Annotated in this window: 16 protein-coding genes; 8 read left to right on the forward strand and 8 right to left on the reverse strand. The window is 33.3% G+C overall.

The genetic code is table 11. The features are described 5' to 3' along the window. The first annotated feature begins 61 nt into the window (after positions 1–61). The gene (locus EGI22_RS22995; protein ID WP_255070976.1) at positions 62–1246 is read left to right on the forward strand and encodes an SAM-dependent methyltransferase; all 1185 of its coding nucleotides are present in this window, start codon (positions 62–64) and stop codon (positions 1244–1246) included. On the opposite strand, the gene EGI22_RS23000 is transcribed toward EGI22_RS22995, so the two are convergent. Beyond that, a complete protein-coding gene (locus EGI22_RS23000) occupies positions 1243–2565 on the reverse strand; it encodes a GntP family permease (protein WP_255070978.1) in 1323 nt (440 codons plus the stop codon). The two genes, EGI22_RS22995 and EGI22_RS23000, sit on opposite strands and share 4 nt — an antisense overlap. Before the next feature lie 53 nt (positions 2566–2618). Beyond that, entirely contained in the window at positions 2619–3236 is a 618-nt protein-coding gene (locus EGI22_RS23005; protein ID WP_255070979.1) for a hypothetical protein, read from the reverse strand. 185 nt (positions 3237–3421) lie between these two features. On the opposite strand from EGI22_RS23005, the gene EGI22_RS23010 reads away from it, so the two are divergent. The 3 genes from EGI22_RS23010 to EGI22_RS23020 are packed head-to-tail and all read left to right on the forward strand — an operon-like array spanning position 3422 to position 6618. After that, positions 3422–4201 (forward strand): hypothetical protein, encoded by a 780-nt coding sequence (locus EGI22_RS23010; RefSeq protein WP_255070981.1) that lies wholly within the window; start codon positions 3422–3424, stop codon positions 4199–4201. Further along, positions 4188–5108 carry a tRNA (adenosine(37)-N6)-dimethylallyltransferase MiaA gene (miaA, locus tag EGI22_RS23015; protein WP_255070983.1) on the forward strand — a complete coding sequence of 307 codons (921 nt, stop codon included), beginning with the start codon at positions 4188–4190 and terminating at the stop codon, positions 5106–5108. The genes EGI22_RS23010 and miaA overlap by 14 nt, the downstream gene beginning before the upstream one ends. A 10-nt stretch (positions 5109–5118) precedes the next feature. Continuing rightward, positions 5119–6618, forward strand: coding sequence for a hypothetical protein (locus EGI22_RS23020; RefSeq protein ID WP_255070985.1), 1500 nt, complete (start codon positions 5119–5121; stop codon positions 6616–6618). A 17-nt stretch (positions 6619–6635) separates the two neighbouring features. Here EGI22_RS23020 and trxB read toward each other — a convergent pair whose 3' ends face one another. From trxB to EGI22_RS23035, 4 genes are all read right to left on the reverse strand, one after another. Then, complete coding sequence (gene trxB, locus EGI22_RS23025) at positions 6636–7577, reverse strand: thioredoxin-disulfide reductase (protein ID WP_255070986.1); 942 nt, start codon at positions 7575–7577, stop codon at positions 6636–6638. 158 nt (positions 7578–7735) lie between these two features. Beyond that, positions 7736–8059, reverse strand: coding sequence for a PIN domain-containing protein (locus EGI22_RS24205; protein ID WP_369010889.1), 324 nt, complete (start codon positions 8057–8059; stop codon positions 7736–7738). Positions 8060–8136: 77 nt separating this feature from the next. After that, positions 8137–8376 (reverse strand): hypothetical protein, encoded by a 240-nt coding sequence (locus tag EGI22_RS23030; RefSeq protein ID WP_255070987.1) that lies wholly within the window; start codon positions 8374–8376, stop codon positions 8137–8139. 38 nt (positions 8377–8414) lie between these two features. After that, positions 8415–10283 carry an OmpA family protein gene (locus EGI22_RS23035; protein ID WP_255070988.1) on the reverse strand — a complete coding sequence of 623 codons (1869 nt, stop codon included), beginning with the start codon at positions 10281–10283 and terminating at the stop codon, positions 8415–8417. Between the two features lie 115 nt (positions 10284–10398). Between EGI22_RS23035 and hemJ the strand changes: the two genes are divergently transcribed. Both hemJ and EGI22_RS23045 read left to right on the forward strand, forming a co-directional pair. Next, positions 10399–10938: a protoporphyrinogen oxidase HemJ gene (hemJ, locus tag EGI22_RS23040; protein ID WP_255070989.1), complete on the forward strand. Its 540-nt coding sequence runs from the start codon at positions 10399–10401 to the stop codon at positions 10936–10938. Further along, positions 10938–12560: a CotH kinase family protein gene (locus EGI22_RS23045; protein ID WP_255070990.1), complete on the forward strand. Its 1623-nt coding sequence runs from the start codon at positions 10938–10940 to the stop codon at positions 12558–12560. The genes hemJ and EGI22_RS23045 overlap by 1 nt, the downstream gene beginning before the upstream one ends. A 4-nt stretch (positions 12561–12564) precedes the next feature. On the opposite strand, the gene EGI22_RS23050 is transcribed toward EGI22_RS23045, so the two are convergent. Both EGI22_RS23050 and EGI22_RS23055 read right to left on the reverse strand, forming a co-directional pair. Continuing rightward, a complete protein-coding gene (locus EGI22_RS23050) occupies positions 12565–13137 on the reverse strand; it encodes a Uma2 family endonuclease (RefSeq protein WP_255070991.1) in 573 nt (190 codons plus the stop codon). Positions 13138–13199: 62 nt separating this feature from the next. Beyond that, positions 13200–13655: a GNAT family N-acetyltransferase gene (locus EGI22_RS23055; protein ID WP_255070993.1), complete on the reverse strand. Its 456-nt coding sequence runs from the start codon at positions 13653–13655 to the stop codon at positions 13200–13202. A gap of 29 nt (positions 13656–13684) precedes the next feature. Here EGI22_RS23055 and EGI22_RS23060 point away from each other — a divergent pair, with 29 nt between their 5' ends. Further along, positions 13685–14350, forward strand: a complete 666-nt coding sequence (locus EGI22_RS23060; RefSeq protein ID WP_255070994.1) for a TatD family hydrolase — start codon at positions 13685–13687, stop codon at positions 14348–14350. Next, positions 14347–15126 carry a ThiF family adenylyltransferase gene (locus tag EGI22_RS23065; protein ID WP_255070995.1) on the forward strand — a complete coding sequence of 260 codons (780 nt, stop codon included), beginning with the start codon at positions 14347–14349 and terminating at the stop codon, positions 15124–15126. Before EGI22_RS23060 ends, EGI22_RS23065 begins: the two co-directional genes overlap by 4 nt. Positions 15127–15135 lie beyond the last annotated feature (9 nt).

The following is a 15135-nucleotide window of genomic DNA, read 5'->3' on the forward strand; positions in this document are numbered from 1 at the left end:
GGCAGGTTCTAAGTTTGAGTTTTTTTACCCTATTTTTGCTAAAAGAATAAAACAATTCCCATTGGAAAATAAGCTAATTCAATTTATTACTGTATTTTCAGAAAGTTTTGAAAATAATATAATTTCGAAAATTACAATTTCTTTTAAAAATAAAGAAAATTCTGAAAATATTATTGATAATGAAATTAAAGCAATATATATAAAGCTATTTGCTACAAAAGAAGGCGTAAAACTTTCATTCAATTTTAGATATCCAACAAAAGATATTACTAAAAATTACACCTTAGAGGAGGCTAAGGAATTGTTTAATAATTTGTTAGGAAAACAATTTCTTCAAGCTGATTTGTTTTTAACGCACGCATCTTATCATTTGATATTTGATAAAAAAGGCAAGTCGAAATTGGTCACAAAAGAGATAGAAGCCCCTCGAAAAATAGAACTTAGCCACAACAAAGCTAAAAATCGAATGGTAGAGGATACGCCATTTCTGAGGTTGTTGGGCGTATATTCAGCAGAAGGAAAACTAAAGACAGATAAACAAGATAAGTTTATTCAGATAAATAAATACCTAGAGTTTTTTTCTCAGGCTATTCAGTCGTCCAACCTTAAGGATGATTTTGTAATTGCAGATATGGGTTCAGGGAAAGGTTATTTGACTTTTGCTATGTATGATTATATTACCCGAACTTTAGGGAAAAAGGCCAAAGTAAGCGGTATAGAATATCGCCAAGATATGGTTGATTTATGTAATCAATTGGCTCAAAAAGCTGAGTTTAGTGGTTTGTCTTTCAGACAAGGAACCATAGAAAAATCCAACATAGACGATACAAATGTTTTAATAGCCTTGCACGCATGTGATACCGCCACTGATGAAGCGATTTTTAAAGGAATAAATTCCCATTCGCAATTAATAATGGTAGCTCCCTGCTGTCACAAACAGATTAGGAAACAGATAAAACCCCAAGGAGAATTGAGTCTGCTTACAAAATTCGGGATACTAGAAGAACGTCTTTCAGAAAACTTGACAGATTTAATTCGGTCTCTTATTTTAGAAGCTTGTGGCTATCAAACCAAAGTCTTTGAATTTATCAATTCCGAACATACACCCAAAAATCTCATGATTACTGCTGTGTTTAAAGGTATATCAGAAGAAAAGAAAACACAGAAAATCGATGAAATAAATGCTTTGAAAGCTCAATTTGGCATTGAATTTCATTATTTAGAAAAACTTCTCGGCTGGCTTTAAACGAAGAATTTTATTAAATAGCATATCAGCAAAGCTGAAATACCCAAAAGAGCTGAGCCCAAACTATGTGAGCGGTAGCCTGTTGGTACATTCATTCCTGATAATTGCGTAACTACCCAAAAGAAGCTATCGTTTACATGTGAAATAACCGCCGACCCAGCACCTATCACCAAAACTACCAAAGCCTTAGATATTTCGGTGTCTAGGCCTAGTTTGTCTAACATGGGAGAGATAATGGAGGCTGTCGTAATTATTGCAATTGTAGATGATCCTTGTGCAGTTTTTATGGTTGCTGCTAATAAAAAAGGAAGTAAAAGACCTAAATTTAATTCACTAAAGTTTTGACCAATCATATCTCCTAATCCACTGTTTTGTAATACTTTACCAAATATACCACCGGCTCCAGTAATCATTAATATCTCAGCAGAATCTATAATTGACTTGCCTATCCAGCCTTTACTTGAAAGCATCTTTTCCTCGAGTTTTTTAGGCAATAAAAAAGCCAAAAGAATCCCAATAGCTAAGGCAATCGTAGGACTACCAATGAAATTTACACTTTCTGAAATAAATCCATCACCGAGGAAATGTTTATAATCATTAAAAGATTTTAAGACAATTAACAATAAAGGAATAATGATAGGCAAGACCGATTTGAAAAGAGTAGGTGAGTGAGAATTAGTATTCTCGTTTTCCTCAATATTGGTTTCAGGGCTTATAAAGTATTTTCTTCCAATATATTGGGTATAAAAAATAACAGGTACAAGTGAAGTTATACTTACTATTAATCCCAATAAAATAACAAGGCCTAATTGTGCATTAATTATACCCGCCGCAGCAATTGGTCCTGGCGTTGGTGGCACCATGGTATGGGTCGCCATTAAACCCATAGAAAGAGCTACTCCAGTGCCAACAATTGATAGATTTGCTTTTTTGGTGAGTGTTTTGTTTAAAGTACTCAATATTACAAAGCCTGAATCCGCAAAAACTGGTATGCCTATAATATACCCCATCAAGGCCATTGCCCAGCTAACTCTTTTTGGTCCAATGAGGTTTAGTATAGCATGAGTAATTCTTAATGCAGCTCCGGTGTTTTCAAGAAAAGTGCCTATGATAACTCCGAAAATTATAACCAATCCTATATTGCCAAGGGTTTTGCCAAAACCATCATTTATGGATTCTTGAATTTTTTGAATGGGCATGCCCACAGCTAATCCATATATTACGGCAACTGCAAAAAGGCATAGAAAGGGGTGTATTTTAAACTTGGTGATACCTACAATTATCAAAATAACTGCAAGAATGAGGTATATAAATGTCATAAAGGGTTGAATATTTCCGTTGAAGATAACAGAAAATTTTCAATCCATAAAATTTATAAGTTTTTGATTATTTCAACTGTCCGTGTTCTTTGTGCATCTTTTTCTTTTTCGAAATTGATGCCATACGAAGTTGGCTGTTTGATTTCAGAATATTGATTTTTCTCCAAAACATTCTCACATTGTTTCATCAATGAAAAGACCATTTCGTCTTTTATGCCTTCATCTAAAGCCAATTGGTAGAGTTTAACCGCCCTCGCTAGCATATCCGAAACAGCCTGCGAAGATTTTTGTGACAAAGCGTAGCGTCTCAATTCATTGGCTTGTTCAAGTGTAAGTCTAGGCAGTAAGTCTTTATTTGGATCATAAGGATTGATAGCCAATAAATCACTTAGGTTTTTCTTTGCAATGTCATATTTTCTAATGGCACGGTAATCTTCGGTTTTTTTCCAAAGATACATAGCTTTGGAGCTGTTTTTTATCTGGTTTTCTACAGATAAATCACCTTGGAATTCAGGGATTTTAGCAATATCACGATAAAGGAAAAAAGAATCCCAATATCTTCCTGCTTTAAAATACTCATCTGCTTCTTCTTTTAGATATTGTTTTGACTGTGAAGAGGCATTTGTAGAAAATAAAACCGAAATTATAAAAACTGAGAACAATGATTTCATTTTGGGAATTTAATTTTATATTTTAAAAAGCATTCATTTGAACACTTAAAAAGAAACAATTCGTAATTTTTTATATCATTTATCTTTAAAATCAATTTTACTGCCAATTTTCATATTAATAACGCTGATTTCGGAAATAAAATTTTATTTTTAGGTTTAAATCGAATTCTAAGCCCAAATAATTGATGTTTTCTAAAGATTTTATTTCGTTTTTTTGTGAGTTTTTAGAGAAAAAAGGCCTTGGATTTGATTTGAAAAAAAGAAATATTGTCGAATTAGAACAGTTTATTGTTCAATATTTTGAAGGTATTTCTGAAATAATTGAGTCGAGTGAAAACAAACTTCAGATAAATGTTTGGAAAGATCAGTGGGAAAATTTTCCAGAAGTTGTTATGAGTCGATTACAGTCACTTTTGAGTGAAAATCAAAAGCTTCCAGCCAGAGTTTGTAAAGTTCGACGAATAGATAAACGTCATGCCGAGGCATTTTTAAATGAAAATCATCTTCAGCAATATGCAGGTGGAAAAATCAAATATGGATTGTTTTTGCCTAAGAATTACTTTAGACTTTTGCCTGAAGCTTTTTTAAAAGACTCAGAAGAGATTTTGGTGGCAGTTATGACATTTTCTGGAGGCAAGAAATTTTATTTTGGTGATAAGACCGAGCAATCCTTTGAGTTAATTAGGTTTGCGAGTTTAAATGGATTAAACGTGGTGGGCGGTTTTTCAAAGTTGTTGAAGTTTTTTGTTGATGATAAAAAACCAGGCAATATCATGACATATATAGATGCAGATTGGTCAAATGGAGCCAGTTTTGGGAAATTAGGTTTTGTTTTAGAAGCCACGATGCCCCCAAATTTCTATATTTTGGATGGAACTCAAAGGCGTGCTTTAACAGAAAATGTGGATGAAGCCACTGTAAAGAATAGCGGAAGTTTTAAATATATATTGCGTGAGTTTAGTTAAAAACGAGACAGAATTAATTGTAATATTGGGGCCAACAGCATCTGGTAAAACACGTTTAGCAGTTAATCTAGCAGCTATTTTAGATGGAGAAATTATAAGTGCAGACAGTCGTCAAGTATATAAGGGAATGGATATTGGTACTGGAAAAGACCTGAGTGAATATCAATTTGAAGGTAAAAAAATAGCTCATCACTTGATAGATATTTGCGAGGCTGGCGAAAAATACAATGTTGCCTTTTTTCAGAAAGATTTTCTACGTTGTTTTTTAGATATTCAGCAGCGAGGTAAATTTCCGATTTTGTGTGGAGGAACGGGACTTTATATCCAGTCGGCTCTCTCTGAAATGTGGCAGATTCAGGTTCCTGTTGATGAAAAATTCAGAAAGGATTTTGAGACAATGGGCAAAGATGACTTGTCTTTAATGCTAAAATCCGAGGACATTAAATACGATATTTCTACTAAAAAACGTTTGATAAGAGGTCTGGAAATAGAGAAGTTTTTAAATGAAAATGCGGATTTCGAACCACAAACTGGAAATAATATCAATTATAAAATCTTTGGTTTTAATCCTGAACTAAATATTAGAAGAGACAGGATTAGTAAGAGATTGAAATTCAGATTTGAAAATGAAGGATTATTAGAGGAGGTTAGGGGGTTGTTGGAGAGTGGTTTAACTTTCGAAATGCTTGATTATTATGGTTTGGAATATAGATATATTGGTTTGTTTCTAAAAAATGAAATGAGTTTCGAAGAAATGTTTGGGAAATTGGAAACGGAAATTCATAGATATGCCAAAAGGCAAATGACTTTTTTTAGAAGTATGGAAAGAAAAGGATTTGAAATTAATTGGATTCCAGATAATCTGGATGAAAATGAAAAGTTAAGATTTATAATAGATAGTTTGTAAAAGAGTGAATATGCGGATAGTTTTTATTTTGTTTTTGGTATTTTTTTATTCCATTGCTTTTAGCCAACACAAAGTTTTTGTATTAAGCAATAAACCAAAAAATGCTGATATTTTACTCCTAAATCAAAAAGCAAAAGAATACAATGTTGAGTTTTTAATCTCTGATAACCTAGATTCTTTGGCCGATTGTGAGGCTGTCTTTTTCGTTGATTTTTCTGAAAAAAACCTAAGTTTTAAACAAAATGCAGCTTTGGTTTTATTTTTCAAAAATCATGGAGGTGCTATTGGGAGTTTTGATATTCAGGATGTTACCTCTAAAGGTATATGGTTTGGTCAAATGTTTGGCAAGGCTAATTCAATTATAAATAGTGCTTCGGAAATGAATTTCATTAATCTTCAAAACCTTGGTGGAGTTACGGTGGCACCGCTTTGGAAAATGCAGGTTTCTAAAATTTCATCTATAAAAGCACCGAAATACCTGCAGCCGGTTGTCATGGATATGGGTGGAATGCCTCAGGCCTGGTTTGGAACATCGGAGTTTGAAAATAAAGTTTTTTACTCACCAATTTTGCTTGATAAAATTAGTCTTGGCGATGAGAACTTTGTTAAATCATTTGTGGGAGGTGTTTTGGCAGTTTTATCTCCCTCAAAAACAAGCAATAGTTTGAAGCTTAGTCTGCCAGAACTTCAAAAGTTTAGAAAGATTCCGCTCACTAGTGGATTTATAGATGCCCAAATATTAGAATATATTTCAAATGAATTTTGCATCATTCTTACGCAAAATGGCAATTTGTATAATTATCATACAAAATCAAAAACCTTAAATAATTTAGGGAATTTTGAAGAAATTTCAGGTGCTTTAGATATTACGATGGATCCTGAGTTTTCAGTGAATGGTTATTTATACCTATATTTTGAAAAAGAAAGCACAAAAGTAAAGAGGTTAAAATTAATTAGTCCTTCGGAAGCTGTTTTAGATGATTTTGTTTCAGAATCATCACTTCCTACAGCCAATTCATTTATTTATTTGCAAGACTCTGTTCTTTTTGGTTTACCTAACTATTATTTCAAAAAACGGATTGCTTTAAAAGAAGATGGAAAGATTCAGGTGTCTTCTCTTAATGCTGATGAAGAAGTTATTAGTACTGAACCCTTTGTTTTAAACATAGATTCCTTAAAATCTTTGGCAATATCTTCAGAAGGGGAATTGTTGCTGTTGAAATCGAATACTTTAGAAAAAGTTCAGTACAATTCAGAAGGTTTTTTTCCACCAAATGGAGGATTTGATTATAAGATTTTGACCAATAAAACGCCTTTTAAATATGAATTTGTAGGATTTTCCGACCAAAAATCGACTTATCAATGGGAAATAAACGGTAAAAGTCTAAATGGCGAAAAAGTGAATTTGATGCTAAAAAAGAAAGAAGATTTGAATATTAAACTCAAGATTACTTCAGAAAGAAACTTTATAGAAACAATCGAAAAAGTAATAGAAAAGGCCTCCATTTGATTGAAGGCCTTTATTTTTTAATGATCTCCTTGTTCTCCTAAATACCTTTCTGCATCGAGTGCTGCCATGCAACCTGTACCAGCAGCGGTTACTGCCTGACGATAGATTTTGTCCTGGGCATCGCCACAAGCAAACACGCCTTCGATATTAGTTTTTGTAGTTCCTTTTTCAATTATGATATATCCAGCATCGTCAAGATTTAGAAAATCATTGAAAATGCCAGTGTTTGGTTGGTGACCAATAGCCACAAAGAAACCATCGATTTCGATTTCTGAGGTTTCTCCAGTTTTATTGTTTTTAACTCTAACACCAGTTACTCCATCAGTTCCCAAAACTTCGTCTGTATCTGTATTAAATAAGATTTCGATATTTGGGGTGTTTTTTACTCTGTTTTGCATAATTTGCGAAGCTCTGAATTCGTCTCTACGAACAAGCATCGTTACTTTTTTACAAAGCTTTGAAAGATAGTGAGCTTCTTCACAAGCAGTGTCTCCAGCACCCACTATTGCCACGTTTTTGCCTCTATAAAAGAATCCGTCGCAAACAGCACAAGCCGAAACTCCCATGCCATTTAGTCTTTGCTCAGATTCTATCCCAAGCCATTTTGCTGATGCTCCAGTGGCAATAATCACAGCCTCTGCAGTGATTTCCAACATTTCATCTATTATAACTTTATGTGCCAATGGAGTGGAGAAATCCACACTTGTAGCCATTCCGTAGCGATTATCTAATCCAAACCTCTCAGCTTGAATTCTCAAATCTTCCATCATTTGCGGGCCTTGGATTCCGTCAGGGTACCCAGGGAAGTTTTCTACGTCGTTGGTAATTGTTAATTGTCCACCAGGTTGCATGCCTTGGTACATTACGGGTTTAAGTCCCGCTCTTCCTGCATAAATTGCCGCCGTATATCCTGCTGGGCCTGAGCCCAATATCAAAACTTGTACTTTTTCTTGTGTCATCTAAATTTTTCTTTTCTATATAATGCAAAATCTGAGTGCAAAGTTCGAGAATTCATGGCTTAATTCCATGATAAATGTTACATTCTAAAATAAGTTCTGGAATTTGCGTTTAAATGTGAGCAGAGATTTTTTTCTCAAAATATTTAAATAAAAAATAACTAACGGTTTATCCAGTTCTCAATTTTGAGGTTTTCCAAATTAACAAAATCTTTAATATTCTCGGTTACTAGAGTTAATTCATTTTTTATTGCAGAAAGTCCAATTAAAAAGTCAAATTCATCATGAACAGGTTTTCCGATTTTTCTAAGTCTGACTTTTTCTTTTCCATATAAATCTAAGGTATTAAATATTTGTAGAATTGCTAAACCATCTAAGAAGTTGTTTAAAAGTTCATGTGATTTTTTGCTTGAATCGCTTAGTTCTGCACCATATTTAAGTTCAAAAGCGGTAATTTCTGAGATAAAAAGGTTTTCAATTCCAATTTCCTTAAACTTTAAATCTAATTGGAATTAGCCTCTTAAATAATAAATGCAGATGTTAGTATCTAACAAATAGCCCATTAAAAAGTAATTTCTTTAGTTTTGAAGTTTCGTTGATTTTTTAAATTACTTATTATTTCTTCTGCAGATTTATTATCTGAAAAGCTACCAAAAGTCTTAAAGAAATCTTCTTCCTTTATCTTGGAATTTGTTTTTTTAGACTTTCCAACTTTCTTATAAATTGTCTCTCTAGAGCTTAAGCTATAGGATCTTAAGAATGTTTTGAAAGTAGAAATGATATTTTTTTCAGTCACTGTCATAAAATACTATTTTATCAAAATTATATATATTTAATGATTTACAAAAACTTAATTTCAATTCTTCTGTTCAATTGTCGATTTTCATCTGTGTCATTTTTGACTTTGGGTTGGGTTTCTCCATAGCCTATTGGTATTATTCTTTCAGCATTTATGCCAGATTTTATTAGATATTCTACCACAGAAAAGGCCCTTTTTTTCGAAAGTTCAAGATTGGTTTGGTCGTTCCCAACGTCATCCGTGTGGCCGGATATTTCAACTTTTAGCGTTTTGTTTTTATCCAAAAGATCTTTTAATTTTTTTAATTCAATATTTGATTCTTCTCTTAAAACCGCCGAACCGCTATCAAAAAATATATTTTGGAGGACTTCTTTCGTCTGTTTTTCTATTTTTGTGAGTAAAATGTCCAATCTATTTTCTTCAGTCTTTTTAGTAAAATCAAATTTTATACTTTTGAAAAAATAATTCGGAGTTTCGATATATAAAACATACTCTCCATCTCCTGGAAGAATCGCCATATAGTCTCCCGTAATTGGGTCTGAAAGGAATTTCGAAATTTTATTCCCTGTCTTTGTGTCTACTAGTTCAATAGTTGAATAGAGTGGTTTTTGTGTTTTTTGGTCTAAAACGAACCCTTTTAAATAATGGGTACGGTCTATTTTGTCCGATAATTCTACGGGAATAGAAAACTGATAAAGGTCTACTTTGTTATTTTTATCAACTGAATAAAAGGCGGTTTTACCATCCGCAGAAATAAAAAGAGAGAGTTCGTCATCAGAAGTGTTTATCGGATATCCAAGATTTATAGCTTCGGCAGTAATTCCGTTTTTTACGGTTGTCAGATAAATGTCAAACTTGCCCATTCCTTCTTTTCCATTCGATGAGAAAAAAAGTGAATAGCCGTTTGCATGTATAAATGGCGAAACTTCATCATAGCTGGTATTGATATTAGGGCCGAGATTGGTTGCCTTTTTCCAGTTTCCACTTTCGTCTAATTCGCTCATCCATATATCTTTACGTCCTATCCCCAAAGGTCTTTCCGATGAGAAAAACAACTTTGAGCCATCAGAAGAAAGGCTAGGTTGTGAATCCCAAAACTTAGAGTTAATGTTTGCTCCCAAATTTTCGGGTTTAGACCATTTATCGCCTTCTTTTTTAGTAATAAATAAGTCACAACTACCGAATGAATCTCTACCTTCGCAGGAAGTAAAAACCATGATATGTCCGTCTGCCGAAATACTACAAGTACCTTCATTAAAGGGTGTATTAATGTCTTTAGAGATACTCGCAGGTGTCGACCAGGTGTCATTTTTATTTTCAGAAATATAGATATTTTCATCTTCGAGGTCATTTCTTGCAGTGAAAATAATGGTACTATTGTCTGCCGTCAATACTGGAAAATATTGCTTTGATTTAAAATTAAGAACATCCACCAGTGGCTCAGGCTTAATATTTAAAGGATGTGCTATCGCCTGAATGCCAAATTCGCAAGTCTTTAGTTGTTTTTGAATTTGTTTGAAAACAATAGAATTTTTGTTGGTATTAGCCAAAGAGACGTTTAAGTATTTTTTAGCTTCTTCAAAATGATGATTTTCTAATGCTCTGGTACCCAAATAAGTGTACGCTTGCACATAAGTTACGCCAACAGTATCCTTTTCAATTACTTTTGTATAATATTCTGAGGCCATTTTTACATTTCGGAGGGACTCATATATTTGCCCAACTCTGAAATATGCCTCAAGTTTTGAAGAGTCTTTTTCAAAATATTTTTCAAAGTTATTTAAAGCAGAATCGTATTTTCTTTCTAAAAAATCTTTTTTGCCTTTTTCAAAATACATTAAAGTTTTTTTGTCTTGGGCAATAATAGATATACTGCAAAAAAGAAAGATTATAATGGTTTTTATGGTCATTTTTTAAAATAGCAATTAATTATTTTTAACAAAAATTAATCCAAACTATATATTAAGGTACTTTTTGAGAAACGTTAGACTTTTGTTATTATTTTTGGATTTTTTATAAGTATTTATGATGACCTATTATTCGTTTTTCAAAGCATTTCATATTATTGGATTTGTAACATGGTTTGCTGGCCTATTTTACTTGGTTAGGATGTTTGTTTATCATGCTGAAACAGACCAAAAACCTCTCGCATTACAAGCAGATTGGCGGAAACAATTTACGCTGATGCAATGGAGAGTCTATAAGATCATTTCCACACCTGCAATGGTAATCACTTGGATATTTGGCTTGTTAATGCTTTTTGTAAATCCTGCCATTTTGGATCAAACTTGGATAAAAATCAAGTTAGTTTTACTCGTTCTTTTGGTAATATATCATTTTTATTGCAGAGCTATCATTGTCAAACAAGAAAAGGTTGAAGATAGTCGTAATTCGTTTAATTACAGGCTTTTAAATGAGCTTCCTACTTTGTTTTTGGTCGCAATAGTGCTCTTGGCAGTAGTCCGAGATTTTTTAGATTTCTTAAAGCTTTTTGGTGGAGTTATGGCTTTTGGTATAGTACTTTTTGTTTTTGCTAAAATGTATAAAAAACGAAGAGAAGCTTAATGAGGAAGATTACTGCTTATTTCGTCGTATTATTCTCATTAACAAGTGTTTATGGGCAGTTGTCTTCAAGTAATTTGCCGATTTTTGTTATAAATACAAAAGGGCAAACAATAGTAGATGAGCCTAAAATATTGGCTGAGATGCAAGTGATTTATAATGGAGAAGGGAAAATTAATAATTTGTCTGACAAAAATTTTCATTACAATAGCTTCGTCGGAATAGAGTACAGAGGCTCTAGTTCTCAATCTTTCCCCAAAAAACCTTATTCTATAGAACTTCGGAATTCAAAAGGCGAGAATAATCCACTGGCTTTATGTGGTCTTCCCCAAGATTCGGACTGGATTCTGTTCGCCTCATACAATGAAAAGAGCTTGATGCACAATGTGTTATCTATGAGTTTGGCTAGGCAAATTGGTATGAATGGAAGCCGGACAAAATATGTGGAGGTCATAGTAAATGGCCAATACGATGGTGTTTATGTATTGATGGAGAAAATAAAAGTGGATAAAAACAGAGTAAATATAGCCAATTTAAAGCAGGAGGATATAGCAGGGGATGAATTAACTGGAGGTTATATCATAAAAATAGACAAAGCCACGGGGACTAATTATGGAAGTTTCTTTTCTGACTTTACCAATGTTTATGGTTCAAAAGTTCAATATTTTTATCATTTGCCTAAAACCATAAATACTACCCAAAAAGAGTATATCAGAAACTATGTTAAAAAGTTTGAGACTGCGGTTTATGGCAAAGATTATAAAGACGATTTAATTGGATATAAACAATATGTTGATTTGCCATCTTTTGCTAAAATGTTTATAATCAATGAAGTTTCCCGAAATATTGATGGATACCGAATAAGTTCCTATTTCTACAAAGACAAGGACTCAAAAGGCGGAAAATTGGTAGCAAGCCCTCCTTGGGACTATGATATTAGTTACGGGAATGCGGATTATTGTCAAGGAAACAGGTTTGATCTTTGGGCTTATAAATTCAATGATATTTGCTCCACAGATTATTGGCAAGTACCTGGATTTTGGTCCAAAATGGTTTCTGACCCAGCTTTCGTTGCAGAATTGAAAACTTTTTATTTTAAAGAAAGAGAGACTGGTGGAGTCTTTGACTATGACAGGATTTTGAAAGAAATAAATGAATATCAAGTTGAATTAAAAGACGCTTATAAAAGGAATTTTGTAAGATGGCCTATTTTAGGTGTTTATGTTTGGCCTGGCCCACAACCTGTGCCAAATACATGGGAAGGAGAAATCAACGAATTGACTTTATGGCTTAGATTAAGGCTACAATGGCTAGATGCCAATATGCCGACGGAGTTTGTATTGACAGCAAATGAGCTACCTGAAGAACAAATAAAAGTAACTGCCTTTCCGAATCCTTTTGTAGATAAACTTCAGGTAAACATTATAAGCCAAAATATACAAGATGTGGAAATTTCTTTCTCGGATGCTTTAGGAAAGGCTGTTTTGTACAAAAAAGTAAAACTAATTGTTGGTGAAAATACGATATCATTTGACGAAATTCCTAATGTCAATCAGTATTTGTTTATGAAAGTTAAAACTAAAGATGGCGATGTGGATTTGAAGAAAGTTTTGAGGGTTAGGTAATTTTTTACTCTTCCAATATTTCACTCATAATTATTTCCAAGTCTACAAGTACATTTTTTCCATCTAATTTGTTTTTAAAAGGCACACTTTCAATAGTGTTTTCAAAATATACCATAGTTTCTTGAGATTGTGGACTTACAAGCCAAGCCAATTTAACACCGTTTTCCATCCACTTTTCCATTTTTTGTTTTAATTCGGCTTGATTGTCAGTTTCTGACTGAAGTTCAATAATAAAGTCAGGGACGAGTTTTGGAATAGACTTTTTTTCCTTTAAACTTAAATTTTGCCATCTTCCTTTCGATATCCAAGCTACGTCTGGTCCTTTCATTGAAGAATCTGGCAGGAAAAATGCAGAATTAGACTCGAAAATTGTTCCCGTTTTTTTCTTTCTATTCCATAGTCCCAATTCAATTAAAATTAGGCTATTAAACGAACTAGTAAGTGCATAAGTTGGCGACATATTTATTAAAATTTGACCTTTTTCATCTCTTTCAATATTTAAATCAGGGTTTGCTAAACACAGCGATATGAGTTCTTCATCTGAGAACTTACCTATACTTGGAATATTTAAAGGCATTACCATCTTAAAATCAATTAAATGTTTTCAAAAATATGCATTTTAAAATTTTAAACCAAATTTTAAATCTTCACCATTAACTTATGAGGAATACCGTCTTCTATATAATCTTCGTTTATACTTTTGAAACTAAAAGATTCATAAAAGTGCTCTAAATATGCCTGTGCACCTATTTTTATGGGCTTGTTTCCATACAATTCTTGGATTTTATCAATCGACTTTCCGAAAATTTCTCTTCCGTAACCTTTTCCTCTGCCATCTTGAGAAGCTACTACGCGGCCAATGCTTAGGTGGTTTGGATAATAAACGTTTTCATCGAAAAGCCTTGTATAAGCCATTAATTTGTTTTCCTCGTTATACCCTAAAAAATGCATAGCCTTTTGGTCTTTAAAGTCCAGATCCTGAAAAGGGCAGTTTTGCTCAACCACAAAAACTTCCAACCTTAAAGCTATAAGTTCATAAAGTTCTTCAAGTTTTAATTCATTAAAGGCCTTACATTCTATCCGAAGATTCCCCATATTTAGTAATTTTGTCAAAAATATTAAAAATGCTGGTTGACATTCATAGCCACCAAATCGCATCTGAGCCCAATATAAAAAAATTTTTCAATTTAGATATTACTGAGGAAGTGCTAAATTTTGATTTGGAGAGTTTTTTTGGTAACAACACTTCTGTTTCTGTAGGAATTCATCCTTGGAGTGTGAGCGAGAATACCGAACAATTAGATTTTTTAGAGGCTATTATTTCAGATTCTCGTGTGAAGGCTATTGGAGAAATAGGATTGGACAAGTTAAAAGGTCCAGATTTAAAACTTCAAGAGGATGTTTTTCTGAAACAAATCAGATTAGCAGAGCGAGTAAGGAAGCCTATTATTATTCATTGTGTCAGAAGTTTTAATGAGCTTATTGGAATAAAAAAAATCATTAAGCCCAAAGTATCTATGATAGTTCATGGGTTCAATAAAAAGCCAGAAGTTGCTACTGAGTTGATAAAAAAAGGCTTTATTCTTTCTTTTGGAAAGGCTCTTTTAGATTCTGATTTGGTGAAAGAAGCTTTGAAATTATGCCCAATTGAGCAAGTTTTTTTTGAAACTGATGACGATCAAGACTTGGATATAAGTCAGGTTTATGAGGTGGCGTCAAAAGTTTTAAATATTTCAATAACAGACTTAGAAGAGAAAATTTATCAAAATTACCTAGAATTATATTTATGAGCGATTTGGCTTGGCTCTCGCGTAGTGAGCTTTTGATGGGAAAAGAAAATATTGACAAACTTCAGAAATCGCATGTTTTGGTGGTTGGTTTAGGCGGAGTTGGTTCATTCGCTGCAGAGTTTATTTGTAGAGCTGGAGTAGGGGAGATGACCATAGTAGATGGCGATGTAGTAGATCCTTCTAACCGAAATAGGCAGTTGCCTGCTCTCTTTACCACACATGGAGAAAGCAAGGCTGAGTGGATGAAAGATCGGCTTTTAGCTATAAATCCTGAGCTTAAACTCACGGTTTTGAACGAGTTTCTTTCACCTGAGCGGTGTGAAGAACTTCTTAGAAATGACTACGATTATGTGATGGATTGTATTGATAGTATTACACCAAAACTAACGCTTTTGCAGGCTGCATATAAAAGTGGCAAAAAAGTGGTGAGCTCAATGGGTGCTGGTGGAAAAATGGACCCTACGCAAATTAGAGTAGCAGATTTGTTTGATACATTTACTTGTAAGTTAGCATTTTATGTTAGGAAAAGGCTGAAGAAAATGGATGTAGGCAAGGGTATAAAAGCTGTTTTTTCTTTAGAAGAATACGACAAAGCATCATTGATAATGACGGATGGCTCTAATTTTAAGCAATCCGCTTATGGCACTATATCCTATTTACCAGCTGCGTTTGGAGGAGTTGCATCTTCAGTTGTTATCAGAGACTTATTGGATATTGGTATAGAAACTCAGAAACGTCCAAAAATGATGAAAGGAAGCAAAATAAAAAAGAAATAAAAAAAGCCA

The sequence above is a fragment of the Lacihabitans sp. LS3-19 genome, from assembly GCF_024343575.1.
Lineage (GTDB): Bacteria > Bacteroidota > Bacteroidia > Cytophagales > Spirosomataceae > Leadbetterella.

Bases quoted from the DNA above. Each gene is read 5' to 3' on its own strand.
- EGI22_RS23000 (WP_255070978.1), bottom strand. From the start codon at position 2,565: ATGACATTTATATACCTCATTCTTGCAGTTATTTTGATAATTGTAGGT.
- EGI22_RS23005 (WP_255070979.1), bottom strand. From the start codon at position 3,236: ATGAAATCATTGTTCTCAGTTTTTATAATTTCGGTTTTATTTTCTACA.
- EGI22_RS23010 (WP_255070981.1), top strand. From the start codon at position 3,422: ATGTTTTCTAAAGATTTTATTTCGTTTTTTTGTGAGTTTTTAGAGAAA.
- EGI22_RS23020 (WP_255070985.1), top strand. From the start codon at position 5,119: ATGCGGATAGTTTTTATTTTGTTTTTGGTATTTTTTTATTCCATTGCT.
- trxB (WP_255070986.1), bottom strand. From the start codon at position 7,577: ATGACACAAGAAAAAGTACAAGTTTTGATATTGGGCTCAGGCCCAGCA.
- EGI22_RS23030 (WP_255070987.1), bottom strand. From the start codon at position 8,376: ATGACAGTGACTGAAAAAAATATCATTTCTACTTTCAAAACATTCTTA.
- EGI22_RS23035 (WP_255070988.1), bottom strand. From the start codon at position 10,283: ATGACCATAAAAACCATTATAATCTTTCTTTTTTGCAGTATATCTATT.
- hemJ (WP_255070989.1), top strand. From the start codon at position 10,399: ATGATGACCTATTATTCGTTTTTCAAAGCATTTCATATTATTGGATTT.
- EGI22_RS23045 (WP_255070990.1), top strand. From the start codon at position 10,938: ATGAGGAAGATTACTGCTTATTTCGTCGTATTATTCTCATTAACAAGT.
- EGI22_RS23050 (WP_255070991.1), bottom strand. From the start codon at position 13,137: ATGCCTTTAAATATTCCAAGTATAGGTAAGTTCTCAGATGAAGAACTC.
- EGI22_RS23055 (WP_255070993.1), bottom strand. From the start codon at position 13,655: ATGGGGAATCTTCGGATAGAATGTAAGGCCTTTAATGAATTAAAACTT.
- EGI22_RS23060 (WP_255070994.1), top strand. From the start codon at position 13,685: ATGCTGGTTGACATTCATAGCCACCAAATCGCATCTGAGCCCAATATA.
- EGI22_RS23065 (WP_255070995.1), top strand. From the start codon at position 14,347: ATGAGCGATTTGGCTTGGCTCTCGCGTAGTGAGCTTTTGATGGGAAAA.